Below are 25,561 nucleotides of genomic sequence, written 5' to 3'. Positions count from 1 at the left end.
GTCAGCGGGACTGGTAAGAGGTCAGCGTGGCGTGCGCGCCGAGCCTTTTGGCCATGATGTCGATCGCCGGCTGGTTCTGGTCCACGCACACGAACTTCCGGCCAAGCTTCGCGGCCACGGCGCCCAGGGTGCCGGACCCGGCAAAGAAGTCCAGGCACCAGTCGCCAGGGCGGCTGGAAGCGGCGACGACCCGGCGGACCAGGCCTTCGGGCTTCTGGGTGGGGTACCCGGTCTTCTCCTTGCCGGTGGGTGAGACGATCGTGTGCCACCAGACGTCGGTTGGCAGCTTGCCCAGTTCGCGCTTCGCGGGCGTCACCAGCCCGGGGGCCATGTAGGGTTCACGATCCACCTCGGCATTATCGAAGTGGTATTTTGCCGGGTTCTTGACGTATACCAGGATGTTGTCGTGCTTGGTGGGCCACCGGTTCCTGGCCCGGGCACCGTAGTCGTACGCCCAGATGATCTCGTTCAGGAAGCAGGCCCGGCCAAAGATGGCGTCCAGCATCACCTTGGCGTAGTGCACTTCCCGGTAATCCAGATGCAGGTACAGGGTGCCGTCGTCGGCCAGCAGGCGCCAGGCCTCCACAAGCCGGGGTTCCAGGAAGGACCAGTAGTCGCTGAAGGCGTCGTCATAGCGGTGCAGGGCGCCCTTGATGGTGTCATAGGAGCGGCCCTTGAAACCCACCCGGTCCCCGCTGCCTTCAGCGTTGGCCACCATCCGGGTTTCCTGCCGCTGCTGCGGCCTGCCCGTGTTGAAGGGCGGATCCACGTAGATCAGTGTGAAGGCGCCGTCCGGCAGCGTGGGGAGGTAGTCCGCGTTGTCCGCGTGCACTACCAGGCTGCCGCCGTCCGGCGCCCAAACAGTGTCTGTCATCGACGCAGTTAGCCCTCGGCGTTGCCGGGCTGGTTGCCTTTGTCCGCGGCGGCAACCACTTCGCCGTTGCGGCGGCGCGTGCGGGTCCTGGGGCGGCGGGTGCGCGACGGCTGGTCGCCGTCGGTTGCGGGGGCGGCGGCTTCGGCGGCAGGTGCGGCGGAGTCGGAGGTACGACGACGGCGCTCACCCGAGCGGGCGGAGTCCCGCCCGCCTGTCTTGCCGGCGTCGTCCTTGCCACGTCCCCGTCCGTCCCGGTCGCGTGAACGGGAAGCGTCGCGGCCGCCGCGGCTGTTCTTCTTGCCGGTTTCACCCAGGTCCTCAAGCACCTCGGCGTCAACGCCGGCCAGGGTGCGCTTGTCACGCGGAAGGCGGCCCTTGGTTCCTTCGGGGATGTCAAGGTCAGTGTAGAGGTGCGGCGAAGAGGAATAGGTTTCCACCGGTTCGGGGACGCTCAGGCCCAGGGCCTTGTTGATCAGCGCCCAGCGCGGCATGTCGTCCCAGTCAACGAACGTGACGGCAGTGCCCTTGTTGCCGGCGCGGCCGGTGCGGCCTACCCGGTGCAGGTAGATCTTTTCGTCCTCGACGCACTGGTAGTTGATCACGTGGGTGACATCGTCCACGTCGATGCCGCGGGCGGCAACGTCCGTTGCCACCAGCACATCCACCTTGTTGTTGCGGAACGCCCGGAGCGCCTGCTCACGGGCGCCCTGGCCCAGGTCGCCGTGGATTGCTGCGGCCGCGAAGCCGCGGTCCACCAGTTCCTCGGCCACCTTGGCAGCGGTGCGCTTGGTCTTGGTGAAGATGATGGTCCGGCCGCGCCCGCGGGCCTGCAGGATGCGGGCCACGACTTCGGTCTTGTCCATGCTGTGCGCACGGTAGATGAGCTGGCGGATGTCCCGCTTGGTCAGGCCTTCATCATCCGGATCAGCTGCCCGGATGTGCGTGGGCTGGGTCATGTAGCGGCGTGCCATCGCGATGACGGGGCCGGGCATCGTCGCCGAGAACAGTAGCGTCTGGCGGACGGCCGGGGTTCCGGCGATGAGGGTCTCAACGTCCGGCAGGAAGCCAAGGTCCAGCATTTCGTCGGCCTCGTCGAGGACCACGAGCTTCACGTTCTTCAGGCTCAGGTGCTTCTGCTTATACAGGTCGATCAGGCGCCCGGGGGTGCCCACCACTACCTCGACGCCCTGCTTCAGCGCTTCCACCTGGGGCTCGTAGGCGCGGCCGCCGTAGATGGTGGTGATCCGGGCGTTGCGCTTGCGGGACGCCGTCTGGAGGTCGTTGGCCACCTGAACGGCCAGTTCACGGGTGGGGACAATGACCAGGGCCTGCGGGGCGCCGGGCACGGCCAGCTTGGCGTAGCCGGGGTCGTCCTGGCCGATGACCCGCTGCAGCGCCGGAATGCCGAAGCCCAGGGTCTTGCCGGTACCGGTCTTGGCCTGGCCAATGATGTCGTGCCCTGCCAGGGCCACCGGCAGGGTCATGGCCTGGATGGGGAAGGGGTGGGTGATCCCGGCGTCGGCCAGGGACTCCACGATGTCTTCACGGACGTTGTAGTCGGCAAAGGACTTCTCCGCGATCTCATGCGGTGTCTCGTCCGAGATAATGGTTTCTTCCGGCTCGATGGTCTCGGTGCCGGACGCATCGGTCAGGAGCTGGTGGGTATGCAATTCACTCACGGGGAGTTTCCTTATTCATTTGGGCAATGGCGCAGCCTGCTCGACGGGCCGGCCAGTCCTGGCCGTTCCGGAGCACGCTCGGGCGCGCAAGCAAATCCAGTGGAAGCCGATCGCGGGCTATCTAATGCTGGCACTGGTGACCAACGGGCAAATCTCAAGATCGCGTAGGGGCGGGCTTGTTGGTTTCAAATTAAGGAAATCAACGACCGGGCATCCATTTCTACCTTCCCAGTCTAGCCGTACAGGGGCGGAAACGCGGTTTCGGACCGCCCTGCCGCGTCTTCCGGGCCCTCAGGAGACGAGTTCGAAGTGGATTTGCCGGGTGGTGATGTCCGAGGACATCAGCCGGACTCGGACCTTGGTGCCGGATACCAGTTCGCCGGCGCAGCGGGCCGTGACAGCCGGTTCGGCGATCTGGATGATCCCGGAACTGCCGTTGCCGTTCCCGTTCTTGGCAGCCCCGTTGCCATTACCGTTTCCGTTTTGCGGCTTGGACCCGGAAATGACGATCGCGTCGAACTCCTGCCCGATGTGGTTCACCAGGAGCGCCGCTTCCACCGTATCGAGCGCCATCCGCTCCATCCGCGACGCAAGCTGGTCGGAACCGGCCATGATTCCCGGGAGCAGCGGCAGCGCCTCACGTGCCCAGCCGGGAACATCCCCGCCGTTGCTGAGGGCCTCGCAGATCACCAGCACGAAGCGGTCAACCAGCCGGCGCAGCGGTGCGGTGGTGTGGGCATAGGCGGCGCCGATGGCGGACTGGATACCGTCTTCCGGGACCGTGCCGTCGAACGCGGTGTAGGACGCGCCGCGGAACAGCATCCCTGCCGAATGCATAATGGCCAGCTGGCGGGGATCGGTGGGATCCAGCGACCGCAGGTACTCGCCGTAGCTGACTTCCCCGTCCCACGGCCTGCCCAGCACTTCGGTCTGCAGCCGAAAATGCCTCAGCGACCGTTCATCCGGGGCCGGCATGGTGCGCAGGATGCCCACCTTTCCCGCCAGCATGAGGTTGGCGGCAGCCATACCCGTCATGAGGGAGATCTGCGCATTCCAATCCTCCACGGGAAGCTGCGGGACCGCGTCAATCCGGTAGCCGCCGTCGGGCAACTGCACTATTTCCTGCTCGGGCATGTTGAGGCTGGCGCCCCCGCGTGCCCGCTCCAGCGCGACCCGTTTCCGGCCTACCTCCCGGAGCAGTTCCAGCACCGGGGGAGCGGTGCCGGCGTCCAGGTCGGTTTGCGCGCCCTTGTAACTGAGCTTGTCGCGGCTGCGGATCCGCGCCCGCCGGACGCCCACGGACAAAACTTCCGCGTCGGCGTCGAGCGTGAAATCCCAGACGAACGCCGAACACTCCTGGCCCGGCAGCAGGCTCCCGGCACCTTCGCTGATCACTTCCGGGTGCAGCGGAATACGGCCGTCCGGAGCGTAGAACGTTTGGCCGCGGCGCCTGGTTTCGGCATCCAGCGGACCTCCCGGTGCAACAAAGGCCGGAACATCGGCAATCGCGTACAGCACGCGGTAGCCGCTCCCGTCCGGTTCGATGAACGCGGCCTGGTCCAGGTCCGTGGACGAGGCGGGGTCGATGGTCACGAACGCGACAGCGGTCAGGTCATAGGACGGCAGCTTCAGCGATGCCACGGCGGCGCGGGCGTCTTCCAGTGCCGCTGCCGGATAAGGGCCCGGCAGTTCGAGTTCTGTCCGCAACGAACCCAGGGCCTCTTCCAAGGCGTTTTGATGGTCGCGGACATTGGGAGCCAACCGATGATGTGACACAAAAGTCAGCGTAACTCCAAGTCCTGGGATTATGCAGGCCCGGGTGCGGCGGCGTCCAGCGCGTCGAGCAGGGAGGCGGCAGCGGCCGCGGGATCCGGCGCTTCGGTAATGGCGCGGACCACCACGATCCTGCGGGCACCCGCCTCCGCCACCTGGTGGACGTTCCCGTGGTCGATGCCGCCGATGGCAAACCACGGCACCGGGTCTGACGCATCCATGGAGGCTTGGGCGGCGTACTTCACCAATTCCAGCCCGACGGCGGTCCGGCCGGGTTTGGTGGGCGTGGCCCAGACGGGGCCCACACAAAAGTAGTCCAGGTGGGAAGGGCCGGCAGCTGCTGAGAGGGCGGCATCCACCTGGTCCGGGCTGTGGCTGGAGAGCCCGATGGCTGCGTTGCCGTTGACCAGCGTCCGGGCCGCCGCCAACGGAAGGTCCTTCTGGCCGATGTGGAATACCGGTGCCCCGGACAAAACCGCGATGTCCGCGCGGTCATTGACGGCCCACAGCCGCCCGTGGCGCACCGCCGTCTCCTTTAATACCGCCAGCAGGTCCAGTTCCTCTGCAGCCTCAATGGTCTTGTCGCGCAACTGGATGATGTCCACGCCGCCGGCGAACGCGGCATCCACGAACCGGGCAAAGTCGCCGCGGTCCCGGCGCGCATCCGTGCAGAGGTACAGGCGGGCCGCCTCGAGGACAGGAACAGATGAGGGGGACATATTCATGCCTGCCAGCCTAGTTCCTCTAAACTGGGGTGGTACTGCGGGAGCCCGCGGCAGCTGTCACAAAGCACCGGGCTGAGAGGGCGTCAGAGCCGACCGCTTGACCTGATCCGGCTAATACCGGCGTAGGGAAGGAACCACACTATGCCTACCGCGAGCAACGCCCTCCCCGGGTCCACCGGTGATGCCATCCGGGCCGACGTCGCCGTCATCGGCGCGGGAGTGGTGGGACACGGAATCGCCTGGGAAATCCAGCGGTCCGGGCGGTCCGTTGTGCTCATCGATGACGCGCCCGGCGCCGGCGCCAGCTGGGCCGCTGCCGGCATGCTGGCCCCCGTCAGCGAGCTGCATTACCAGGAAGAGGACCTCCTGGACCTCATGACCGAGGCATCATCACGCTGGCCGGGGTTCGCCGCCGGCGTCGCCACCGCGGCCGGTGCCGGGACCGGATACCTGACGACGCCGACCCTCGCCGTGGGCATCGACGCCGCAGACCGGAGGGCCTTGATGGACCTGCGTGCCGTCCAGCAGGCCAACGGTCTGGAGGTCCAACCGCTGACCGTGCGCGAAGCCCGCGGCCGCGAACCACTGTTGAGTCCCGCGATCTCGTGCGCGCTGGACACCCCGGCCGACCACCAGGTGGACCCGAGGCGTCTGATAGCGTCCCTCCGCCTGGCCCTTGGCGGAGCGGCGCGCGAAACCCCGGAACTGGCGGTTGCCGGTGCCGGTGACGGGTATGCCGTACCGGAACGCGCGGCCGGGCTGCTGTGGGAGGGCGGGGCGGTGGCTGGGGTGCGCCTTGCCGGTGGCGGCACTGTGGTTGCGGGGGAAACGGTGGTGGCCAACGGCCTGCACGCAGGATCCCTTGACGGCCTGCCCGATGGCCTTGAACTGCCGCTGCGGCCAGTGCACGGTGACATCCTGCGCCTTTCCGTGCCGCAGCACCTGCGCCCCCTGGTGACCGCCACGGTGCGCGGGCTGGTTCACGGGATCCCGGTGTACATCGTCCCCCGGCAGGACGGCACAGTGGTCATTGGAGCCTCCCAGCGGGAGGACGCGCTCTCCGACGCCGTGAGCGCCGGCAGCGTGTACCAGCTGCTCCGGGACGCCCAGGCGCTGGTTCCCGCCGTCGCCGAACTCGAACTCCTGGAGTGCACCGCACGGGCCCGCCCCGGGACCCCCGACAATGCGCCCCTGCTGGGGCGGGTGGCGGTGTCCCCGGGATCCCGTGATCCCGGGGACGGGCACGTCCCGGGACTCATCATCGCCACCGGATTCTTCCGGCACGGGGTGCTGCTCACTCCAGCGGCCGCGGCGATCTGCACGGCGTTGCTCGACGGAGCAGCCGATCCCCGCTGGGCGCCGTTCAGTCCGGACCGTTTTTCCAGGCCGGCGGCTGCCGTCCCGAGCCCCCACATGAAGGAGACAGCGTGAATATCATCCTCAACGGAAACCCGCATACGGTGGCAGACGGCGCCTCCATCACCACGCTTGTCAGCGAGGTGACCGGGCGGCCGCTGGCTCCCAATGGCCAGGCGACGGACGGCAGGAAACTGGGTGTCGCCGTCGCGCACAACGCCCAGGTGGTGCCGCGCAGCCAATGGTTCGGCACCGCGCTCGGCGACGGCGACGACATCGAACTCGTCACAGCAGTACAGGGAGGCTGACACCATGACCGAAACCGGCACCATCAACACCGCTAGCCAGGCCGACGCCGATGACGCACTGGTGATCGACGGCGTCGCCCTCGGATCCCGGCTCATCATGGGCACCGGTGGTGCGCCCAGCCTGGACGGCCTGGGCGCGGCACTCCTGGCCTCCGGCACCGCGCTGACCACGGTGGCCATGCGGCGGTACTCCACGGCGGAAACAGGCTCGCTGTTCCAGCTGCTGGTGGACAACGGGATCAAGGTCCTGCCCAACACCGCCGGCTGCTTCACCGCCCGGGACGCGGTCCTCACCGCGGAACTGGCCCGGGAAGCCCTCGAAACCGACTGGGTGAAGCTGGAAGTCATCGCCGACGAACAGACCCTGCTGCCGGACGCTGTGGAACTCGTGGACGCCACGGAACAGCTGGTCAACCGCGGCTTCAAGGTCTTTGCCTACACCAACGACGATCCCGTGCTTGCGCTGCGGCTGGAGAACCTTGGCGCCACCGCCGTGATGCCCCTCGGTGCACCGATCGGCACCGGACTGGGGATCCTGAACCCGCACAACATCGAGCTCATCGTGTCCCGGGCGTCGGTGCCGGTGGTCCTGGATGCCGGCATCGGCACGGCCTCCGACGCCGCACTGGCCATGGAGCTGGGGTGCGACGCCGTACTGCTGGCCACTGCCGTGACCCGGGCGCAGAACCCGTCCCTCATGGGCGAAGCGTTCAAGCACGCCGTGATCGCGGGCAGGATGGCGAGGGCTGCCGGACGCATTCCGCGCCGGGAACATGCCCTGGCGTCTTCGGCGATGGAGGGCCGGGCAGAGTTCCTCTAGGCCCTTATAGACCTGTGGCCACCACCCGTCCGGGTGGTGGCCACAGCTGTCAGCAGGCAGGAGCCGTTCAGCTCCGCAGCACCGCGTTCAGCCGCTCGGTGTCATGGCGCGCACGGGTACGGCCCAGATAGACGACGGCGGCGATGGCCGCGGCAGTGCCGAGGGCGATGGGCAGGACCCAGGGAAGCCACGTCAGCCCCGGAAGGTAGCCGAAACCGGCCGCCATAAGGATGATCCACGCCAGTGCGGCAACACCAACGGCGATACCGGCGGGAAGACCCGCACCATACCTGGCATGGCGTTTGTCATTGGCCCAGACGATGAAACCGGCTGTGAGCGTGGCCAGCACCACAATGGTCAGCGAAAGCATGGATCTCCTTGGAACGGGGGAGCGGCCTAGAACTGGCCGAAACCTACGCGGCGAACCTCTTCGGCACCGATTTCCACATAAGCCAGTGCGTTGCCGGGAACAATGATCAGGCGTCCCTTGTCATCCTTCAGGCGCAGTTGGGTGCCTGCGTTGATGGCCTCGCCAACGGTCTTGGCCAGCGTTTCGGCATCCTGGTCTGATTCCAGCACGATTTCGCGGCCAACGTTTTGAACGCCGATCTTAATTTCCAAGGGGGCCTCCCAGCCTTTGAAGTTCGTCGATGATGTCTCATTTGTAGTCTAGGACTCTTTGGGGAAGCGAGAGATTCCGCGCCAAGCTAAACGGTAGATGAGGTCGCTGGCCACGTTGAGGTCCAGGTTGCCGTCCGTTTCCAGCCAATACCGGGCGCTGACCTGGGCCATCCCGGCCAGGCCGCGGCCCAGGAGTTCCGCCTCCAAGTGGGGGAGTTTGGTGTCCTCGGCAATGACCCGGGCGATGGCGTCGGCGAAGGTCCGGTTGAACGTCTCCAGCCTGGAGCTGACATCGGGATCGTTGATCAGGTCCGATTCGAACACCAGGCGGTGCGCCTGGTCGTCGTTGGCAATGAAGTGGAAGTAGGCGCGCATGACGGCCTGCACGCGCTCGTCGTTGTCAGTGGTGGAGTTCAAGGCGCCGAGCATCAGCTCGGTCAGTGACGTCAGGTGGCTTTCCAGCAGGGCCAGGTACAGTTCACGCTTGGACGGGAAGTGCTGGTACAGCACGGGCTTGCTCACATGGGCAGTTTCTGCAATTTCGTCCATCGCGGCCCCGTGGTAGCCATTGGCAACGAATACTTCCTGGGCGGCCGCAAGCAACTGCGCGCGGCGCTCGTCCCGGGGCAGCCGGGCGGACCGTTGGCCTGCGGGGCGGGAGGCAGTTTGCGGTTCGGCCGCGGGCGGGCGGTCGGCCCGTGCTTCAGGGACCACAGTTGTCCTTCTTTCCATTGCAGTTACATTCACTTTACTGCTGGGTAATATGACCCGGCGGTATCCCGGGGCATACATTGAAGTATGGCTTCGACGTTCACCGCAAATGTTTCAACCCATTCCCTGGATCCATTGGTGGAACCAGCTGCCGGCCTGACGCCCGCCGAGGTGGAACGGTACTCCCGGCACCTGATCATTCCCGAGATCGGCGCACTGGGGCAGCGGCGGCTCAAGAACGCCAAAGTCCTGGTCATCGGCGCCGGCGGCCTCGGTTCTCCCGCGCTGCTGTACCTTGCCGCGGCAGGGGTGGGCACGCTGGGCATCATTGACGACGACGTGGTGGACCTAAGCAACCTGCAGCGCCAGGTGATCCATGGCGTGGGGGACGTGGGAAGGCTTAAGATCGAGTCGGCGCGCGATGCCATCGCCGCACTGAACCCGCTGGTGGACGTCCGGCTCCACAACGTACGCCTGGATTCGGGCAACGCCCTGGAGCTGTTCGCGGAGTATGACCTCATCCTCGACGGCGCGGACAATTTCGCCACGAGGTACCTGGTGAACGATGCCGCCGCCATCCTGGGCAAGCCGTACGTGTGGGGCTCAATTTTCCGTTTCGACGGCCAGGTAAGCGTTTTTTGGGAGAAACACGGCCCGACCTACCGCGACCTCTACCCCGAGGCCCCTCCGGCCGGTTCCGTGCCTTCGTGCGGCGAGGGCGGCGTCTTTGGCATGCTGTGTGCCGCCGTGGGCTCTCTCATGGTGACAGAGGCAGTGAAGCTGATTACCGGCGTCGGACGTTCCCTGCTGGGCCGCGTGGCCCTGTTTGACGCCCTGGGCGGCAGCTGGCGGGAGATCCGGGTCTCCAAGGACCCCGCGGCGGAGCCCATCACCGAACTCACGGACTACGAGGCGTTCTGCGGGGTCGCACCGGCGCCCACGGCAGACACGGAACACACCATCACCGCAACCCAGCTGGCCACCATGCTGGCGTCGCGGAAGGCGGGGCTGAAGGACTTTGAACTGGTGGACGTGCGCGAAGCCGGCGAGTACGACATCGTCCGGATTGACGGTGCAACGCTCATTCCGCAGGGACGGATCCTGGCGGGGGAGGCATGGAGCGAACTCCCGCAGGACCGGGACATTGTGTTCCACTGCAAGGCCGGGACGCGCTCAGCCAATGTGCTCGCGGCTGCGCGCCAGGCAGGCTACCAGCGGGTCAGCCACCTCGAGGGCGGCATCCTGGCGTGGGTGCGCGACGTGGAACCCGAAAAGCCCGTCTACTGACCGGAACGCCCGCTCACTTTTGACCGCCATCTGAAGGACGCCCGCTCACTCGCTTGAAGGAAGTGAGCGGGCGTTGCCTCAAAAGGCGCAGGAAGTGAGCGGGCGTTGCCGCGGGGTTGTCAGGCGGTTTCGCGGCCGGCGTGGTCCACCGGGCATTCGGCCTCAGCGGCTGCGGGCGCAAGGGCGGGGCCAGGCTGCTCGACAGTGATGCCGTAGAGCGCTTCCAGGGCGGCCACATAATCATCCTGCTGGCCATTGGCGGCAAGCTCGCGGGCCCGGACAGTGGGCACGTGCAGCAACTGCTTGACCATGCGGCGGAGCGCGAACTCGACTTCTTCCGCGGCAGCGGTGCAGCCGTGGCGGGCACGGACCTTTTCCATCTCCGCATCCAGCACGCTCATGGTGTGGCGGCGCAGGGCAACAATGGCGGAGTCCACCGAGCGGGCTTCGCGTTCCTGTTCGAACGCCCGGGCGGCGCCGTTGACGATGCCACTTGCCTGGGTGAGCGACTCGGCCTGCTCCTGCGGAGCCGCGAGGCGCACCGACTCCAGGGTGAGCAGTTCGACGCCGTCCAGTTCGCCGACCGCCGGGTCGAAGTCGTGGGTGAGGGCGAGGTCGATGGCGATCAGGGGTTGCGGGGAGTCCGCGCGGACCTGGGCCAGTTCATCGGCTTCCACCCGGGTGTCCGAACCGCTGCAGCCGATCATGACGTCAGCGGCGGCGACTGCCGGGCGCAGGGATTCGACGTCCAGGGCCCTGCCGCCGCGTGTTGCCACGAAACCTTCGGCGCGTCCGGAGGACGAGTAGACGCTGATGTCCGTGCAGCCGCGTTCGCGGAGGAGGGCCATGGTGGCGCCCGCGTAGGCGCCGGTTCCAAAAACGACCACCTTCTTGGCGGACCAGTCGGGGCTTTCGGAAAGGTCGGTGGCAAGGTCCAGCGCCACGGAGACGATGGAGAGGCCGCGGGAACCCAAGGCGGTCTGGGCGCCAACGTCCTTGGCGGTCTTGGACGCGGCCTGGAAGAGCCGGACCAGTCCGGCGCTGGCGGTGCCGTCGTGCTGGGCGGTAATCAGTGCACGCCGTACCTGCCCGGCAATTTCGCGTTCACCGACGACGGCGGAGTCGAGCCCGGCGCTTACGGCGAACAAGTGCTGGGTCACCTCCGGCCCGGTGCGGGTGTTGAAGGAACGAGATACCAGTGGTTCAGCCAGGCCGCTGGCCTCGCTGATCCGGGCGACCAGGGCGGCGCGGGCAGCCTCGACGTCGGCAGCGTTGGGGGCTTCGCCGTAGATTTCGAAGCGGTTGCAGGTGGCCAGGACCACGGCTCCCGCCACGGAGGGGGATTCGATGAGGGTGGACGCGGCAATCCCTGAGGAACCGTTGCTCAGCTGAGCAACGGTTTCGAGATCGATGTCGGCGTGTGTAGCCACCAATGAGAAAAGAACCACAGCAGACCAATCATAGCTTTTTCGGTGCCCGGTAGAACAACCACCGGAAAGGATAGTCGCCACATAGTGCGGTGATCCGGGACACCTTGCTGCCGCCAGGGGTGGAAGGCGACAGGTTGTCGTTATCTTTTGGAGCTCTTTTTGGGCACAATCAAAAGCATGACTCCTAGCCCTGCCGTCTCCGCTGCCGGCGCCCTCGCCGCAGACCATCCACTGATGGACGGCCGCACAGCGGACTCACCGCTGATCACGGCCTATCGCGGGGGCAAACCCTCCCGCCGTCCCGTCTGGTTCATGCGGCAGGCGGGCCGGTCGTTGCCGGAATACCTGAAGGTCCGCGAGGGCATCGCCATGCTGGACTCCTGCCTCCGGCCTGAGCTGGCCTCGGAGATCACGCTCCAGCCTGTACGCCGCCACGACGTTGACGCCGGCATCTTCTTCTCCGACATCGTGATTCCGCTGAAGCTGGCCGGCGTCGGTGTCGACATTGTGCCCGGGGTGGGGCCCGTCCTGGACAAGCCCGTGCGCACCGCCGCCGACGTTGCCGCCCTGCCCCAGCTGACCTGGGAAGCACTGGAGCCCATCCGCGAGGCCGTCCGCCTGACGGTGGCGGAACTGGGCAAGACGCCCCTTATCGGTTTCGCCGGCGCCCCGTTCACCCTGGCCGCCTACATGGTGGAGGGGAAGCCATCGCGCGACCACCTTGGCCCGCGCACCATGATGCACGCGGACCCCGAGACCTGGACCGCGCTGGCGAACTGGGCCGCCGACGCTTCCGGAATGTTCCTCCAGGCGCAGCTTGAGGCGGGCGCCTCCGCGGCCCAGCTCTTCGACTCCTGGGCGGGCTCGCTGGGACTGGCCGACTACACCAAATACGTTGCACCGGCGTCGGCCCGTGCCCTGGACCACGTCCGCCACCTCGGTGCGCCACTCATCCACTTCGGCACCGGCACGTCAGAACTCCTGGTTGCCATGCGCGATGTTGGCGTGGACGTGGTGGGCGTGGACTACAGGCTGCCGCTTGATGAGGCGAACCGCCGGCTGGGCGGAACCGTTCCGCTGCAGGGGAACATCGACCCCGCGCTGCTGTCAGCACCATGGAGCATCCTCGAAGCCCATGTCCGGGAGGTCATCGCGGCCGGTTCTGCCGCCCCCGGCCATGTCCTGAACCTCGGACACGGCGTGCCCCCCGAAACCGATCCTGCCGTCCTGACCCGGGTGGTGGAGCTGATCCACTCCATCCCATCGGCGTAAACCATGGGTAGTTCTCCGGGAAAGGCCGGCACCGCGCTGGTGGTGGGTGGCGGAATTTCCGGGCTCCTGTCCGCCCGGGAACTGGCCGCGGCCGGCCATGACGTGACCGTCCTTGAGGCTGGTGACTCCTGGGGAGGCTGCGTCGGCAGCCACACCGTAGCCGGCCTCACGCTGGACAGCGGCGCCGAGTCCTTCGCCACCAGGTCCGACGCCGTAGCCCGCCTATCCGCCGAACTGGGCCTTGGCGGACGGATCGTTGCCCCACGCCCGGGTGGTGCCTGGGTCCAGCTTCCCGACGGGCCCCGCGAATTGCCCAAGACCGGCGTCCTGGGCATCCCGGCCAATCCCTGGGATCCGGAAGTCCGGCGCACACTCGGCACCTTGGGCTCGCTGCGGGCCTCCCTGGACCGGCTCCTGCCGGCGTCGGTGGGCGCCGGTGCCGGCGTGACGAGCGTCGCTGCCCTCGTCCGGGCGCGGATGGGTGCGCGGGTGCTCGAACGGCTGGTTTCGCCCGTGGTGGGTGGTGTCCACTCCGCGGACCCCGGGCTGCTCGACGTCGACATGGTGGCGCCGGGCCTTCGTGCGGGGCTGCGCAAACACGGTTCCCTCGCTGCCGCGGTTGCAGCTCAGCGACGGCCCGCGGGCGGGGCGGACCCGGCAAATCGGGGCCAAGCTGTGAACCCGGGACAACCCGCCAAGGCCGGTTCCGCCGTCGCCGGCCTTGAAGGGGGCATGCACACCCTGGTGGATGCCTTGGTGGCCGATCTCCGGCGTCGGGGAGTGGCCCTTTTGGCGGGCGCGGCCGCGACGGCCGTCAGCCGCACTCCCGAGGGCTGGCGCATCGACGCCGCCGGCGCAACCTTTACCAGCGACCTGCTGGTCATGGCCGTCGACGGTCCGGCCGCCGTCGGACTCCTTGAATCCGCGGTGCCTGCAATCGCGGGAAAGCAGCCGGCATCGGGGCCGGACGTCAAGCTTGTCACCTTGGTGCTGGATAAGCCGGCCCTGGACCGGCGCCCACGCGGAACCGGGATCCTGGTGGCCCCGCAAACCCCCGGCATCGAAGCGAAGGCGCTCACCCATGCCACCGGCAAGTGGGACTGGCTTGCCGCTGCTGCCGGCCCCGGCCGCCATGTGGTGCGGCTGTCCTACGGACGGGTGGATGGCGCCTCTGCCCAGCCGGGCGGCCCCGACTCCGACGACGAGCTCTTCGCGGCGGCGCTGCGGGACGCATCAGCACTGCTGAGCGTCCCCATCACGGCCGATGACATCAGGGACTGGGACGTGGTCCGGTGGCGCGGCTCCCTGCCCTTCGCGGCGGTCGGGCATCGCGCCCGGGCGGCAGCCATCCGGCAGGCGTGCACGGCTGCCGGCGGCCTGGCAGTCGTCGGCGGCTGGGTGGCCGGGAACGGCCTGGCTGCCGTCGTTGCCGATACCCGGGAACAAATTGGCCAGTTGACCGGCGCCTGAACATCGCTGCTGGTCAGCGCGGCGTGGCGCGTTGCAGGCTTCGTTCGGAAGCCTCTGCGGGGCCGTTCCCGGTTTTCAATCGGGCAAGCGTTCTGGTTAGGGTCGATGACTATGGTTCAACACAGGTCCGAGCTTTTAATGTCCCGGACCGGTATCCATGGGGGACTCCGGCGAGGTACCGCAGCAGCGGCCGTCGGAGTGGTACTGGTTCTTTCCACCGGCGTCCAGGCGTCCTTGGCCGATGACGCAGCCCCGCCCCCGGATCCCACGGCACAAACGTCGCTGGGCGCCGGAACAACCGCGTCCGCATCCATCACGGCGGGGGCCTCACTGTCCGCGCTGCTGCCCGACCTTCCGCTCCCCATCGCCTCCGGGACCCCGCTGGCGCAGGACGTGCGGACCGCCACTCCGACGACTCCGGCTCCGTCGCCGTCGTCTCCGCCATCATCCGCCCGGCCCGCCCCCACCACAGCCTCCGCACCCGCCACCGCCTCGGGGGCCGGTACGGCGCGGTCCTCATCTGCCCCGGCCGCTGCTTCTGTGGCGGTCCCTCCGGCTTCGAGCGCCATCGGTGCCGGCGCCGGGTCCAGCGCTGCAGCAGGTACGCCAGGGGCGGCCATCGGCGGCGCTGCCGCAAAGCCCGAAGACGCCGCCCCGGCTGCTGCCGGTCCGGAAGGAGCCGGGGGGCCGGCTCCGTCAAGCGCCCAGCAGACGGGCGCGTCCCTGCAGGCAGGCGCCCAGCCCTCGCTGGCAAACCGTACCGCGCAGGCTGCCGGAGTACCGGCAAGTCCCGGCCGCCCCGTTTCTTCCATTGAGGCCCTGCCGGGCGTTCCCGATGCCATGGTGTGGCTGGGCGTTGGACTGGTGGGCGTGGGAGCCGCAGCCGGTCTCGTGTTCCTGCGCATGCGCCGGTTGTAAAGGCCAGGTAACGCGGCCCATGGCGCCGGAAAGTGTGACATTACTCACTTCTACGAGTTGTAGAACTCTCCGGTTTCCACTTGGTGGCGGTGAAGGGGCAAACTGGTAACCATGAGCCACACTTCTGCCGAATCTGTCACTAAAACCGAGGAATCAGCCGAGCAGTTCTTCACCCTCTGGACGGTCTTCAAGCGGTCGGCGTCCGCGGTCCGCAGCGCAGATGCTGCCGCCGACTTCGAAGCCCTGCTGGAGCGGCTCGCCAAGGCGGGGGTGACGCACAGGGGCAGCTATGACGTCTCCGCCATGCGCGCCGACGCCGACGTGATGGTGTGGCTCCACGGACCCAAGCCCGAAGCGCTTCAGCAGGCCATCCGGGACATCCGCCGCAGCACCCTCTTTGCCGGCACCGAAATCGTCTGGTCCGCCATGGGTGTCCACCGTGAGGCCGAGTTCGCCAAGAATCACACGCCCGCCTACTCGCGCGGCGTCGCTCCGGCTGAATGGCTGTGCGTTTACCCGTTCGTCCGGTCCTATGAGTGGTACATCCTGCCTGACGCCGAGCGCGGCAAGATGCTCCGGGACCACGGCCTGCTGGGCCGTGACTTCCCGCAGGTCATCTCCAACACGGTTTCCGCGTTCGCGCTGGGGGACTGGGAATGGATCCTGGGGCTGGAAGCGCCGGAACTCGTGGACCTGGTGGACCTGATGCGGCACCTGCGCGCCACCGAGGCACGCAACCACGTCCGTGAGGAAGTGCCCTTCTACACCGGTCGCCGGATCACCGCCGACGAAGTTGCCGAGGTCCTCGCATGAGCCTGGTGGATCCGCAGGCAGCGGTCAACCCCGTCACGGAAGCCGGACGCATGACGCCGAAGAATTACGACGCCGTCCTGCTCGCCTCGTTCGGCGGACCGGAAGGCCAGGAGGACGTCATTCCGTTCCTCCGCAACGTCACCCGCGGCCGCGGAATCCCGGATGAGCGGCTTGAAGAGGTCTCGCACCACTACCGCGCCAACGGCGGCATCAGCCCCATCAACCAGCAGAACCGCGAGCTCAAGGCAGCCCTGGAGGCCGAGCTGGCGTCACGGGGGATCGAGCTTCCTGTCCTGTGGGGCAACCGCAACTGGGCGCCCTACATCCCACAGACACTCCAGGAGGCGTACGACGCCGGCCACCGCCGGGTGCTGATGCTCACCACGAGTGCCTACTCCTGCTACTCCAGCTGCCGCCAATACCGCGAGGACATCGGCATGGCCTTGACCGAGACCGGCCTGGACGGCCGGCTGGAAGTGGACAAGGTGCGCCAGTACTTCGACCACCCCGGGTTCGTGGAGCCGTTCGTGGAGGGCACCTCCGCCGGCCTGGCAGAGGTCCTGGACAAACTGGCTGCCGCAGGCAACTCCGAGGCTCCCGTCCATGTCCTGTTCGCCACCCACTCCATCCCCACCCGCGATGCCGATGCTGCCGGCCGGTCCGAGGGTGAGCCGCGCGAGTTCGAGGAAGGCTCCGCGTACGTGGCCCAGCACCTGGCCAACGCCGCGGCCGTCATGGACCGGGTCAAGGCGGAATCCGGCCTTGCCGCTCCGTGGTCCCTGGTGTACCAGTCCCGTTCCGGCGCCCCGCATGTTCCGTGGCTGGAACCGGACATCAATGACGCCATCGAGGAACTGGCGGCCCAGGGCGTCAAGGGAATCGTCATCGTTCCGCTGGGCTTCGTCAGCGACCACATGGAAGTCGTCTGGGACCTGGACACCGAAGCCATGGAAACGTGCGCCAACCTCGGCCTGTCGGCAACCCGCGTCCCCACGCCGGGAACGCACCGCAAGTTCGTCGAAGGACTGGTGGACCTTATCTGCGAACGGACCGTGGCGAACAACATCAGCGACCGCCCGGCCGTGACGGACCTTGGCCCGTGGTACGACATCTGCCGGCCCGGATGCTGCGCCAACTTCCGCGGTGAAAAGCCGACCATCGCCGCCGTGGACACCACCGTAGGGACCGGGCACGACCCCTATCCCTCCGGGACAGCCGGGGAAACGGCGCAGCAGTGACTGTCCGGATCGGCACCCGCGCCAGCAAGCTTGCCCTGACCCAGACACAGCAGACCGCGGACCAGTTGGCCGCCGTCGGTGGCTTCCCCGTGGAACTGGTGCACATCAGGACCGACGGCGACGTCCTCACCGGATCGTTGTCGCAAATGGGCGGCACCGGCGTCTTCGTCGCAGCCCTGCGTGATGCCCTGCTGCGCGATGAGTGCGACGTTGCCGTCCACTCTCTCAAGGACCTGCCCACCGGTGCTGCCGTGGGGCTGAGCCTGGCCGCGACGCCACGACGGGTGGATGTGCGGGACGTCCTGTGCGCCCGCAATGGACTAAAGCTGGCCGACCTGCCCGCCGGAGCCCGGGTGGGCACCGGTTCGCCGCGGCGTGCGGCGCAGCTGCGTGCTGCCCGGCCCGACCTGGACATTATCGATATCCGCGGCAACGTGGACACCCGCCTGGGCCGCGTGCCCGGCCTCCCCGGCAACTCCACTGACCAGGTGGTGCCCGGAAAATCCTGCGACCTGGACGCGGTGGTCCTCGCCGCCGCCGGACTGGAACGCATCGGCAGGCTGGACACCGTCAGCGAATACCTTGAAACGGACGTGATGCTGCCCGCAGCCGGGCAGGGATCATTGGCCATCGAGTGCCGCACGGCCGATGCCCCGCCAAAACCGGGTTCGACCGACGGTTCCCGCGAGGTGCTGGCCCAGGCGCTTGCAGCCTTGGATGACCCGGACACCCGCCTGGCGGTCACCGCCGAACGGGCCCTGCTGGCACGGCTTGAAGCGGGCTGTGCCGCCCCGGTGGGGGCCTACGCCTACCGGAAGGGCAGCATGCTCCACCTGGAAGCGGTGGTATGCGCCGTGGACGGCACGGCCACCGTCCGGGACAAGCGCGCCACAGACGGGCTGACGGAAGTCGGCGCCACCCTGCTGGGCATTGAACTCGCGGAAGTCCTCCTCGCCGCCGGAGCCGCCGACATCGCAGACCTGCAGGCATCCTGACCTGGCGATGACGCAGCCTTCGCCCAGCTCCGGACCGGACACGCCGCAGAGCGGCCAACAGTCCGGCGGCAAGCCGCTGGCCGGTGCCCGGGTGCTGGTCACCCGAAGCCCCGAGCGATCCGCCGCCCTGGTGGACGCCCTCGAACGGGCCGGCGCCACAACGGTGCTGCTGCCGCTGATCGACTTTGAACGGGCACCGGACCAGCACGCGCTGGACGTCGCCTGTGATGCCCTGGCGGCCGGCGCCTTTGACTGGCTGGTGGCCAGCAGTGCAACCACCGTGCACGTCCTGCTGGAAAAAGCCGCAGAACGGGGTCTCGGCCTGGACCGGCTGATCCCCGCCGGGACGCGCATCGCAGCCATCGGACCGGCGACGCGCAGGCTCCTGGAATCCAGGGGCCTTACGGTGGCCGTGGCCCCGGACGGCGAGCAGTCCGCGGCCGGCCTGCTCGACGCATGGCCGGGAGGCGGCAGGATCCTGTTGCCGCAGGCTGATATCGCCGCTGCCACCCTGGCCGATGGGCTGCGGGCAGCAGGGGGTGAGGTCACAACGGTCACTGCCTACCGCACCGTGGATTACCCGGCGGCCGCGGAGCGCAGGCTCGCCGTGCAGGCGGAAGACGGCGACGCCGGCCCGCAACCGCCGTCGTATTCCCTCCTGACGCCCGAAGCCGCCTCCGCTGACCTCGCCGCAGGGCGCATAGCGGCCGTGATCGCAGCCTCGCCGAGCGCGGTGCGCCGGATCTCCGGCCTCGGCCCGCTGGCCGGCTGCAGGCTGGTGGCTATCGGCCGTTCGACGGCGGACCAGGCCAGGGCCCTCGGCCTGGACGTTGCTGCGGTGGCGGAAGAGCCGACGCCGGAGGGGCTGGTTGCCGCCGTCGCGAAAGCCCTCAACCCGCCCTGACGGGCCGGCACGCCTCCCGCCCCCAAAAAAGCCTGACGAAATACGCGAAGGACAGGACCCATGACTTTCCCCAACCAACGCCCCCGCCGCCTGCGCACCACCCCCGCCATGCGCCGCTTGACCGCCGAAACCCGCCTGGCGCCGTCCGAACTCATCCTCCCGGCCTTCATCCGGGAAGGCCTCACCGAACCAAACCCCATCACGTCCATGCCGGGCGTGGTCCAGCACACCACCGACACCCTGAAGCGGGCCGCCGCGGAAGCCGTGGAACTCGGCCTGGGCGGCATCATGCTCTTCGGCATTCCCGAAACCCGCGACGCCGAAGGCTCGGCATCACTTGACCCGGATGGCGTGCTGAACAAAGCCATCAGGGACGTCCGTGCCGAAGTGGGCGATGACCTGGTGATCATGAGCGACGTCTGCCTGGACGAGTTCACCGACCACGGCCACTGTGGAGTGCTCGACGCCGACGGGTACGTGGATAACGACCGCACCGTGGAAATCTACGCCCGGATGGCTGTGGCGCAGGCCGACGCCGGCGCCCACATGCTGGGCCCCTCCGGCATGATGGACGGCCAGATCGCCGCCATCCGCGCAGCCCTTGACGAGGCCGGCCACCTGAACACCTCGGTGATCGCCTACGCCGCCAAGTACGCATCCGCGTTCTACGGACCGTTCCGGGAAGCCGTGGACTCGCAGCTCAAGGGAGACCGGCGGACCTACCAGATGGATGCCGGCAACCGCACCGAAGCCATCCGCGAAGTGGAACTGGACCTCGCCGAGGGCGCGGACATCATCATGGTCAAACCGGCCATGAGCTACCTGGACATCGTGGCCGACGTTGCCGCGATGAGCCCAGTACCCGTGTCCGCCTACCAGATCTCCGGCGAATACGCGATGATCGAGGCCGCCGCTGCCAACGGCTGGATCGACCGCCGCGCAGCCATCACGGAGTCCGTGCTCGGCATCCGCCGGGCCGGCGCCCACATGGTCCTGACCTACTGGGCCGCCGAACTGGCCGGCTGGCTCAAGGAATCCCGGTGACGGACGCGGAGGCAGCGGGACCCACCGCGCCGGTGGGGGATGACCGCATTCTCCTCGGCCTGAACACCTTCGGCGACGTTGGCGAGGCTCCTGACGGCAGCCCGCAGCCGCATGCCCGGGTACTGCGCCAACTGCTGGAACAGGCAGAGCTGGCGGACGCCGTCGGACTCCACGCTTTTGGCGTGGGGGAGCACCACCGCAAGGACTACGCCGTGTCCGCGCCCGAAGTCTTCCTCGCGGCAGCGGCGGCTCGCACCTCCCGCATCCGGCTGGGCTCGGCCGTAACGGTCCTGAGCTCGGATGACCCCATCCGGGTCTTCCAGCGCTTTTCCACGGTGGACGCCATCTCCAACGGCCGGGCCGAAGTCATGCTCGGGCGCGGATCGTTCATTGAATCCTTCCCGTTGTTCGGCCTGGACCTGGCCGACTATGAGGTCCTCTTTGAGGAGAAACTCGAGCTTTTCGACAAGGTCCGCGCACAGAAACCAGTGCACTGGGAAGGCCGCACCCGTCCGGCCCTCGCCGGCCTGAGCGTCTACCCGCCGCTGGAAAACCACCTCCTCCCCACCTGGATCGGCGTGGGCGGCACCCCCGAATCCGTCCTCCGGTGCGCCCAGTACGGCTATCCCATCATCTTCGCCATCATCGGCGGCCAACCGCGCGGCTTCCGGCCCCTCGCAGACCTCTACCGCGAGGCGATGGCCAAGTACGGCCACCCGATGCAGCAGATGGCCACGCACTCGCCCGGCCATGTGGCCGATACCGATGAGCAGGCCCGGGAAGAGCTGTTCCCGCACTGGCTGAAGCTGCGCAACAAGCTCGGTGCCGAGCGCGGCTGGGGACCCGCCGGCCGGGGCGAATTCGATGCCCTCTGTTCGGCCGAAGGCGCCCTCTACGTCGGCTCACCGGAAACAGTGGCCCAAAAGATCGTCCGGCTTAAGCGGAACCTGGGCGTGGACCGCTTCGACCTGAAATACAGCAACGGGCCATTGCCGCATTCGGCGATGATGCGCTCGATCGAATTGATGGGTACGGCGGTGGCGCCCCGGGTGGCCGAGCTGCTTGCCGGCTAACTGAGAGAATAGGAACCATGACTTCCAGCAATCCTCGCAACGAGGCACTCTTCGACCGCGCCCGCCAGCTGATGCCCGGCGGCGTCAACTCGCCGGTCCGCGCCTTCGGCTCCGTGGGCGGCACACCGCGGTTCATGGTCTCCGCCAAGGGCCCCTACCTGACCGACGCCGACGGTAAGGAATACGTGGACCTGGTCTGCTCCTGGGGGCCGGCCTTGCTGGGCCACGCCCACCCGGCCGTGCTGGATGCCGTCCACGCCGCCGTCGACCGCGGCCTGTCCTTCGGCGCGTCCACCCCGGACGAGGCAAACCTGGCCGAAATCGTGAAGGAGCGCGTGCCCGCCGTCGAACGCCTCCGGATGGTGTCCACCGGCACCGAAGCCACCATGACGGCGGTCCGGCTGGCCCGCGGCTTCACCGGCCGCAACCTCATCATCAAATTCGCCGGCTGCTACCACGGCCACCTCGATGGGCTCCTGGCCGCTGCCGGCTCCGGCGTGGCAACCCTCGCACTGCCCGGGTCCGCCGGCGTCACGGAAGCGACCGCCGCCGAAACCCTGGTGCTGCCCTACAACGACCTCCAGGCCGTCGAGGAAGCGTTCGCCGCGCACGGACAGAACATCGCCGCCGTCATCACCGAGGCGGCGCCGGCCAACATGGGCGTGGTCACCCCGGGCGAGGGCTTCAACCTGGGACTCTCCAGGATCACCCGCGAGGACGGCGCGCTCCTCATCGTCGATGAGGTCCTGACCGGCTTCCGCACCGGCTACTCCGGCTACTGGGGCCTCACCGGCGGAGCCCCTGACGCCGAACAGCCCTGGACCCCGGACCTGCTCACCTTCGGCAAGGTCATTGGTGGCGGAATGCCGACGGCGGCCCTGGGCGGCCGTGCCGACGTCATGGACTACCTCGCACCCACCGGCCCGGTGTACCAGGCCGGGACGCTGTCCGGAAACCCGGTGGCGATGGCGGCCGGCGTAGCCACCCTGACCCACGCCACGCGGGATGTCTACTCCTTCATCGACGTCCGCTCGCTGGAACTGTCCTCAGCCGTTTCCACCGCCTTGGATGCCGCCGGGGTGGACCACTCCATCCAGTTCGCCGGGAACCTCTTCTCGGTCGCCTTCGGCACCTCCGCCCACGGCGTCCACAACTACGCCGACGCCCAGGCGCAGGAAGCCTTCCGCTACGCGCCGTTCTTCCACTCCATGCTGGAATCCGGTGTCTACCTGCCGCCGTCGGTGTTCGAGGCCTGGTTCCTCTCGGCCGCGCACGACGACGACGCCATGAACCGAATCTACGACGCCCTCCCGGCCGCTGCCAAGGCCGCCGCTGCCGCCCAGGGCTAGGACCGCCGTCGTGCCGTAAGCGAAAAATCCCCGCCTCCCGGACAAATCCCCCCTGCATGCAAGGGGGAAAAGTCCAGGAGGCGGGGATTTTCGGTCGGTGCCTGTCGGCCTAGAGGACGTCGGCGAGGAAGCCCTTAAGCCGGTCCGTCCTGGGCTCGGTGAAGAGCTGCTCGGGCGGCCCGGACTCCACCACCACGCCGGCGTCCATGAACGTCACGGCGTCGGAGACATTCCGGGAGAAACCCATCTCGTGGGTGACAACCACCATGGTCATGCCGCCCTTGGCGAGGTCAGCCATCAGCGCCAGCACGCCTTTGACCAGCTCAGGGTCAAGAGCAGACGTCGCCTCGTCGAAGAACATCACCTCCGGCTTCATGGCCAGCGCGCGGGCGATGGCGACGCGCTGCTGCTGGCCGCCCGAAAGGTTGGCGGGGCGGGCATCGGCCTTGTGCTTCAACCCCACAAGGTCCAACTGTTCCAGGGCTTCGGCCTGCGCTTCCTCCTTGGAGAGCTTGCGCAGTTTCCGCAAGGCGAGGGAGACGTTCTCCGCCACCGTCTTATGCGGGAACAGGTTGAACTGCTGGAAGACCATGCCGATCCGGCGCCGGAGTTCATCCGGGTTGTCCTTCAGGACCGAACGGCCGTCCAGCAGGATGTCGCCCTGGTCCGGCTCGATCAGCCGGTTCATGACCCGCAACAGGGTGGACTTGCCCGACCCGGAGGGGCCAATGACGGAGGCCGTGGTGCCCTGGGGGACGTGCAGGTCGATGCCCCGCAGCACGTGGTTGCTGCCGAAGGAAAGGTGGATGTTCTTCGCGCTCAGTGTTCCGGACGTGAACTCGCTCATGCCTGGGCTCCCTTCCCGACGACGGCTGCTGCGTCATCCGGTTCTTTCTTTTCCGGCCTGCCGGTGCGGAGGCGCCGGTCGATCCAGTTCACGAAGTGCGTCAATGGAACGGTGAGCACCAGGTAGAACGCTGCAGCCGCCACGTAGGGCGAGAGGTTGCCGCTGGTGGACGCCGCGTCCTTGCCGATCTGGAAGATCTCCCGTTCGCTGGCCAGCAGCCCGAGCATGAAGACCAGGGAGGATTCCTTGATCAGGGCGATGAACTGGTTGACCAGGGCGGGAAGCACCCGCCGGACGCCCTGCGGCACGACCACCAGGCGCATGGCCGGGCCGTATCCGAACCCCAGGGCCCGGGTGGCTTCGAGCTGGCCCTTGTCCACGCTCTGGATGCCGGAGCGGAAGATTTCGCCGATGTAGGCGGCCGACATCAGGGACAGCGCGGCGATCGCCATCGGGTACGGGCTGGTGGAGCCCGTCATTTGCCGGACGATCGGCCCGAACCCCAGCCCGATCACCAGGATGGTGAGGATCGGCGGCAACCCGCGGAGCACGTCCGTGTAGATTCGCGCGACCCACCGGGCCCCGGCGTTCCGGGAAATCCCCATCAGGGCAAGCAGCATGCCAAGCACTGTTCCGATGACGCCTGACGAGACGGCCAAAACGAGCGTATTCGGAAGCCCGACGGCGAACATTTTGGGCAGGACGGCGCCGATGGCATTCCAGTCAAGGAAGGTATCGGAGAGTAGTTTGAGGATGTCCATGGAACGCCCGGGCTACTTCGCGGGAACCTGGACGGCTTTGCTGCCCGGCTTCCAGCCCTGCGGGGTCTGCTCGGCGGCCGTGGGACGGTCGGTGTACCACTGGGCCGTGAGCTTGGTCCAGGTTCCGTCAGCAATGACGGCGTCGAGGCCTGCGTTGAGGGCGTCAATCAGTGGCTTGTTGTCCTTGTTCACTGCGTAAGCGGTGAAGTTCTGGGTGTTAACCACCTTCTCGGCGATCTTGGTGTTGTCGCCGTCCTTGACCTGTCCGGTGGCCTGCTGTGAAGGCGCAACCCAGGCGTCGACCTGGCCCGACTTCACGTTGGCGTAAACGGTGTTGTAGTCCGGGAACCGGACCGGCTCGAGGCCCAGGGTGTTCGTGACGTAGTCGTCCTGCACGGTGCCCTGTACCACGCCGATGCGCACGCCGTCCTTGAGGTCGGCGAAGCCGTTGACCTTGGAGCCGTCCTTGGTGACGACAGCCATGTAGCCGAAGTCGTAGCCGTTGGTGAAGCCGACCGTCTCACGCCGCTTGTCCGTGGTGGAAATCGAGGACGATCCGACGTCGAACTGCTTGTTGGCCACCTGGGACAACAGGGCCGAGAAATCGGTAGAGGCGAACTCAACCTTCAGGCCCAGCTTGTCGCCGATGGCGCGCAGCAGTTCGTTGTCGTAGCCGGTGAACTTGCCGGAAGGATCAATGAAGATGTTGGGCGGGGCATCGGAGAGGGTACCGACGCGCAGGGTGCCCTCGGTGATGAGGCCGAGCTTGGTCTTGTCGATCTTGTCGATCGGGGTGACGTCCGCAGTGGTGTACTTGTCCAGCGTCTGCTGGTCGCTGCCCTTCAGGGCGTCGGTGGGGGAGCCGCTCGGCTGGGAAGAGCCGCCGCCGCACGCCGCGAGGGAAACCGCAAGGGCGAGGGCAACAGGAGCGGCTGTGAGCCACTTCATCGCTTTGATTTTCATCAGGTTGTCACTTTCATTGAGTCCTAAGTCGACCGGGCCGCAAGGCTGCGCTGTGGCGTCTGGCACCTGCTCCCGGCGCTGCTCCAGCGGGCTGGACAGGCGGTGACCGCAAAACTTTATTGTCTCACCAGCGCGAATACCGGCTGTGAGCTGAAGAAAGTGCCGTTCTCGGAGGTCTTGGCCGAATAATGATCAGTGATCAGACGTTGTCTCAGGTGATCCGAAGCGCCGGGGAGCCCCGATATCGAATGATTCGCCAACCTGAGGGGGAACTTTCATTAAGCAACGTGACTGTGACATGCCTCCCAATCCGGCATGCGGTAAAGGAAA

At 67.5% G+C, this 25,561-nt stretch carries 25 protein-coding genes and 1 riboswitch; of the genes, 14 read left to right on the top strand and 11 right to left on the bottom strand.

The genetic code is table 11. The features are described 5' to 3' along the window. Window position 1 precedes the first annotated feature (1 nt). The 4 genes from AB4Y79_RS02520 to thiE form a co-directional block, all read right to left on the bottom strand. Window positions 2-874, bottom strand: a complete 873-nt coding sequence (locus AB4Y79_RS02520; protein WP_441858494.1) for a DNA-methyltransferase — start codon at window positions 872-874, stop codon at window positions 2-4. A gap of 8 nt (window positions 875-882) precedes the next feature. Further along, window positions 883-2,553, bottom strand: coding sequence for a DEAD/DEAH box helicase (locus AB4Y79_RS02515; protein ID WP_441858492.1), 1,671 nt, complete (start codon window positions 2,551-2,553; stop codon window positions 883-885). Between the two features lie 291 nt (window positions 2,554-2,844). After that, window positions 2,845-4,329, bottom strand: a complete 1,485-nt coding sequence (locus AB4Y79_RS02510; RefSeq protein WP_441858490.1) for an RNB domain-containing ribonuclease — start codon at window positions 4,327-4,329, stop codon at window positions 2,845-2,847. A 29-nt stretch (window positions 4,330-4,358) separates the two neighbouring features. After that, window positions 4,359-5,045 (bottom strand): thiamine phosphate synthase, encoded by a 687-nt coding sequence (gene thiE, locus AB4Y79_RS02505; RefSeq protein ID WP_441858889.1) that lies wholly within the window; start codon window positions 5,043-5,045, stop codon window positions 4,359-4,361. 33 nt (window positions 5,046-5,078) lie between these two features. Next, a riboswitch (TPP riboswitch) is annotated at window positions 5,079-5,198 on the top strand. Between thiE and thiO the strand changes: the two genes are divergently transcribed. From thiO to AB4Y79_RS02490, 3 genes are all read left to right on the top strand, one after another. Continuing rightward, window positions 5,193-6,482 carry a glycine oxidase ThiO gene (gene thiO / locus AB4Y79_RS02500; protein WP_441858488.1) on the top strand — a complete coding sequence of 430 codons (1,290 nt, stop codon included), beginning with the start codon at window positions 5,193-5,195 and terminating at the stop codon, window positions 6,480-6,482. Its footprint overlaps the riboswitch before it by 6 nt. Then, complete coding sequence (gene thiS, locus AB4Y79_RS02495; RefSeq protein ID WP_441858486.1) at window positions 6,479-6,715, top strand: sulfur carrier protein ThiS; 237 nt, start codon at window positions 6,479-6,481, stop codon at window positions 6,713-6,715. Before thiO ends, thiS begins: the two co-directional genes overlap by 4 nt. Window positions 6,716-6,719: 4 nt before the next feature. Continuing rightward, window positions 6,720-7,535, top strand: a complete 816-nt coding sequence (locus tag AB4Y79_RS02490; RefSeq protein WP_441858484.1) for a thiazole synthase — start codon at window positions 6,720-6,722, stop codon at window positions 7,533-7,535. 67 nt (window positions 7,536-7,602) lie between these two features. Here the strand turns inward: AB4Y79_RS02490 and AB4Y79_RS02485 are convergent, their stop codons facing one another. Genes AB4Y79_RS02485 through AB4Y79_RS02475 form a run of 3 tightly spaced genes read right to left on the bottom strand, consistent with a single transcriptional unit; the run spans window position 7,603 to window position 8,870 of the window. Continuing rightward, on the bottom strand, window positions 7,603-7,905 hold the full coding sequence (locus AB4Y79_RS02485; protein ID WP_441858482.1) for a hypothetical protein: 303 nt from the start codon (window positions 7,903-7,905) through the stop codon (window positions 7,603-7,605). Between the two features lie 26 nt (window positions 7,906-7,931). After that, window positions 7,932-8,156: a DUF3107 domain-containing protein gene (locus tag AB4Y79_RS02480; RefSeq protein ID WP_441858480.1), complete on the bottom strand. Its 225-nt coding sequence runs from the start codon at window positions 8,154-8,156 to the stop codon at window positions 7,932-7,934. 48 nt (window positions 8,157-8,204) lie between these two features. Beyond that, a complete protein-coding gene (locus AB4Y79_RS02475) occupies window positions 8,205-8,870 on the bottom strand; it encodes a TetR/AcrR family transcriptional regulator (RefSeq protein ID WP_441858478.1) in 666 nt (221 codons plus the stop codon). An 84-nt stretch (window positions 8,871-8,954) separates the two neighbouring features. Between AB4Y79_RS02475 and moeB the strand changes: the two genes are divergently transcribed. Further along, the gene (moeB, locus tag AB4Y79_RS02470; protein ID WP_441858476.1) at window positions 8,955-10,154 is read left to right on the top strand and encodes a molybdopterin-synthase adenylyltransferase MoeB; all 1,200 of its coding nucleotides are present in this window, start codon (window positions 8,955-8,957) and stop codon (window positions 10,152-10,154) included. Window positions 10,155-10,273: 119 nt separating this feature from the next. On the opposite strand, the gene AB4Y79_RS02465 is transcribed toward moeB, so the two are convergent. Beyond that, on the bottom strand, window positions 10,274-11,602 hold the full coding sequence (locus AB4Y79_RS02465) for a glutamyl-tRNA reductase (RefSeq protein WP_441858474.1): 1,329 nt from the start codon (window positions 11,600-11,602) through the stop codon (window positions 10,274-10,276). A gap of 159 nt (window positions 11,603-11,761) precedes the next feature. On the opposite strand from AB4Y79_RS02465, the gene hemE reads away from it, so the two are divergent. The 10 genes from hemE (at window position 11,762) to hemL (ending at window position 22,660) form a co-directional block, all read left to right on the top strand. Then, window positions 11,762-12,856: a uroporphyrinogen decarboxylase gene (gene hemE / locus AB4Y79_RS02460; protein ID WP_441858472.1), complete on the top strand. Its 1,095-nt coding sequence runs from the start codon at window positions 11,762-11,764 to the stop codon at window positions 12,854-12,856. Window positions 12,857-12,859: 3 nt separating this feature from the next. Continuing rightward, window positions 12,860-14,326, top strand: coding sequence for a protoporphyrinogen oxidase (gene hemG / locus AB4Y79_RS02455; protein ID WP_441858470.1), 1,467 nt, complete (start codon window positions 12,860-12,862; stop codon window positions 14,324-14,326). A gap of 138 nt (window positions 14,327-14,464) precedes the next feature. After that, the gene (locus AB4Y79_RS02450; RefSeq protein WP_441858469.1) at window positions 14,465-15,244 is read left to right on the top strand and encodes a hypothetical protein; all 780 of its coding nucleotides are present in this window, start codon (window positions 14,465-14,467) and stop codon (window positions 15,242-15,244) included. Window positions 15,245-15,355: 111 nt separating this feature from the next. Beyond that, complete coding sequence (gene hemQ / locus AB4Y79_RS02445; protein WP_441858467.1) at window positions 15,356-16,057, top strand: hydrogen peroxide-dependent heme synthase; 702 nt, start codon at window positions 15,356-15,358, stop codon at window positions 16,055-16,057. Continuing rightward, on the top strand, window positions 16,054-17,295 hold the full coding sequence (locus AB4Y79_RS02440; RefSeq protein WP_441858465.1) for a ferrochelatase: 1,242 nt from the start codon (window positions 16,054-16,056) through the stop codon (window positions 17,293-17,295). Before hemQ ends, AB4Y79_RS02440 begins: the two co-directional genes overlap by 4 nt. Next, a complete protein-coding gene (hemC, locus tag AB4Y79_RS02435) occupies window positions 17,292-18,290 on the top strand; it encodes a hydroxymethylbilane synthase (protein WP_441858463.1) in 999 nt (332 codons plus the stop codon). Before AB4Y79_RS02440 ends, hemC begins: the two co-directional genes overlap by 4 nt. Before the next feature lie 7 nt (window positions 18,291-18,297). Further along, window positions 18,298-19,194, top strand: a complete 897-nt coding sequence (locus AB4Y79_RS02430; RefSeq protein ID WP_441858461.1) for a uroporphyrinogen-III synthase — start codon at window positions 18,298-18,300, stop codon at window positions 19,192-19,194. Between the two features lie 60 nt (window positions 19,195-19,254). Next, the gene (hemB, locus tag AB4Y79_RS02425; RefSeq protein WP_441858459.1) at window positions 19,255-20,238 is read left to right on the top strand and encodes a porphobilinogen synthase; all 984 of its coding nucleotides are present in this window, start codon (window positions 19,255-19,257) and stop codon (window positions 20,236-20,238) included. Next, window positions 20,235-21,311, top strand: coding sequence for an LLM class flavin-dependent oxidoreductase (locus AB4Y79_RS02420; protein WP_441858457.1), 1,077 nt, complete (start codon window positions 20,235-20,237; stop codon window positions 21,309-21,311). The genes hemB and AB4Y79_RS02420 overlap by 4 nt, the downstream gene beginning before the upstream one ends. Before the next feature lie 17 nt (window positions 21,312-21,328). Next, window positions 21,329-22,660 carry a glutamate-1-semialdehyde 2,1-aminomutase gene (gene hemL, locus AB4Y79_RS02415; protein ID WP_441858455.1) on the top strand — a complete coding sequence of 444 codons (1,332 nt, stop codon included), beginning with the start codon at window positions 21,329-21,331 and terminating at the stop codon, window positions 22,658-22,660. A gap of 109 nt (window positions 22,661-22,769) precedes the next feature. Here the strand turns inward: hemL and AB4Y79_RS02410 are convergent, their stop codons facing one another. From AB4Y79_RS02410 to AB4Y79_RS02400, 3 genes are read right to left on the bottom strand one after another with little or no spacing between them, the layout of a single operon-like run. Next, window positions 22,770-23,507: an amino acid ABC transporter ATP-binding protein gene (locus AB4Y79_RS02410; RefSeq protein ID WP_441858453.1), complete on the bottom strand. Its 738-nt coding sequence runs from the start codon at window positions 23,505-23,507 to the stop codon at window positions 22,770-22,772. After that, window positions 23,504-24,268 (bottom strand): amino acid ABC transporter permease, encoded by a 765-nt coding sequence (locus AB4Y79_RS02405; protein WP_308930445.1) that lies wholly within the window; start codon window positions 24,266-24,268, stop codon window positions 23,504-23,506. The genes AB4Y79_RS02410 and AB4Y79_RS02405 overlap by 4 nt, the downstream gene beginning before the upstream one ends. Window positions 24,269-24,280: 12 nt before the next feature. Beyond that, window positions 24,281-25,231, bottom strand: coding sequence for an ABC transporter substrate-binding protein (locus tag AB4Y79_RS02400; RefSeq protein ID WP_441858451.1), 951 nt, complete (start codon window positions 25,229-25,231; stop codon window positions 24,281-24,283). Window positions 25,232-25,561: the final 330 nt, after the last annotated feature.

The sequence above is a fragment of the Pseudarthrobacter sp. YAF2 genome (genome assembly GCF_052113345.1).
GTDB lineage: Bacteria > Actinomycetota > Actinomycetes > Actinomycetales > Micrococcaceae > Arthrobacter.
Note: the sequence above shows the minus strand (reverse complement) of the source record. Positions and strands in the feature narration are given on the sequence as shown.

Coding starts and splice junctions, on each gene's coding strand:
- hemL (WP_441858455.1), top strand. CDS start 21,329: ATGACTTCCAGCAATCCTCGCAACGAGGCACTCTTCGACCGCGCCCGC.
- AB4Y79_RS02490 (WP_441858484.1), top strand. CDS start 6,720: ATGACCGAAACCGGCACCATCAACACCGCTAGCCAGGCCGACGCCGAT.
- AB4Y79_RS02440 (WP_441858465.1), top strand. CDS start 16,054: ATGAGCCTGGTGGATCCGCAGGCAGCGGTCAACCCCGTCACGGAAGCC.
- AB4Y79_RS02485 (WP_441858482.1), bottom strand. CDS start 7,905: ATGCTTTCGCTGACCATTGTGGTGCTGGCCACGCTCACAGCCGGTTTC.
- AB4Y79_RS02410 (WP_441858453.1), bottom strand. CDS start 23,507: ATGAGCGAGTTCACGTCCGGAACACTGAGCGCGAAGAACATCCACCTT.
- hemB (WP_441858459.1), top strand. CDS start 19,255: ATGACTTTCCCCAACCAACGCCCCCGCCGCCTGCGCACCACCCCCGCC.
- thiE (WP_441858889.1), bottom strand. CDS start 5,045: ATGTCCCCCTCATCTGTTCCTGTCCTCGAGGCGGCCCGCCTGTACCTC.
- thiO (WP_441858488.1), top strand. CDS start 5,193: ATGCCTACCGCGAGCAACGCCCTCCCCGGGTCCACCGGTGATGCCATC.
- moeB (WP_441858476.1), top strand. CDS start 8,955: ATGGCTTCGACGTTCACCGCAAATGTTTCAACCCATTCCCTGGATCCA.
- AB4Y79_RS02400 (WP_441858451.1), bottom strand. CDS start 25,231: ATGAAAATCAAAGCGATGAAGTGGCTCACAGCCGCTCCTGTTGCCCTC.
- hemG (WP_441858470.1), top strand. CDS start 12,860: ATGGGTAGTTCTCCGGGAAAGGCCGGCACCGCGCTGGTGGTGGGTGGC.
- hemQ (WP_441858467.1), top strand. CDS start 15,356: ATGAGCCACACTTCTGCCGAATCTGTCACTAAAACCGAGGAATCAGCC.
- AB4Y79_RS02450 (WP_441858469.1), top strand. CDS start 14,465: ATGTCCCGGACCGGTATCCATGGGGGACTCCGGCGAGGTACCGCAGCA.
- AB4Y79_RS02520 (WP_441858494.1), bottom strand. CDS start 874: ATGACAGACACTGTTTGGGCGCCGGACGGCGGCAGCCTGGTAGTGCAC.
- AB4Y79_RS02405 (WP_308930445.1), bottom strand. CDS start 24,268: ATGGACATCCTCAAACTACTCTCCGATACCTTCCTTGACTGGAATGCC.
- hemE (WP_441858472.1), top strand. CDS start 11,762: ATGACTCCTAGCCCTGCCGTCTCCGCTGCCGGCGCCCTCGCCGCAGAC.
- AB4Y79_RS02430 (WP_441858461.1), top strand. CDS start 18,298: ATGACGCAGCCTTCGCCCAGCTCCGGACCGGACACGCCGCAGAGCGGC.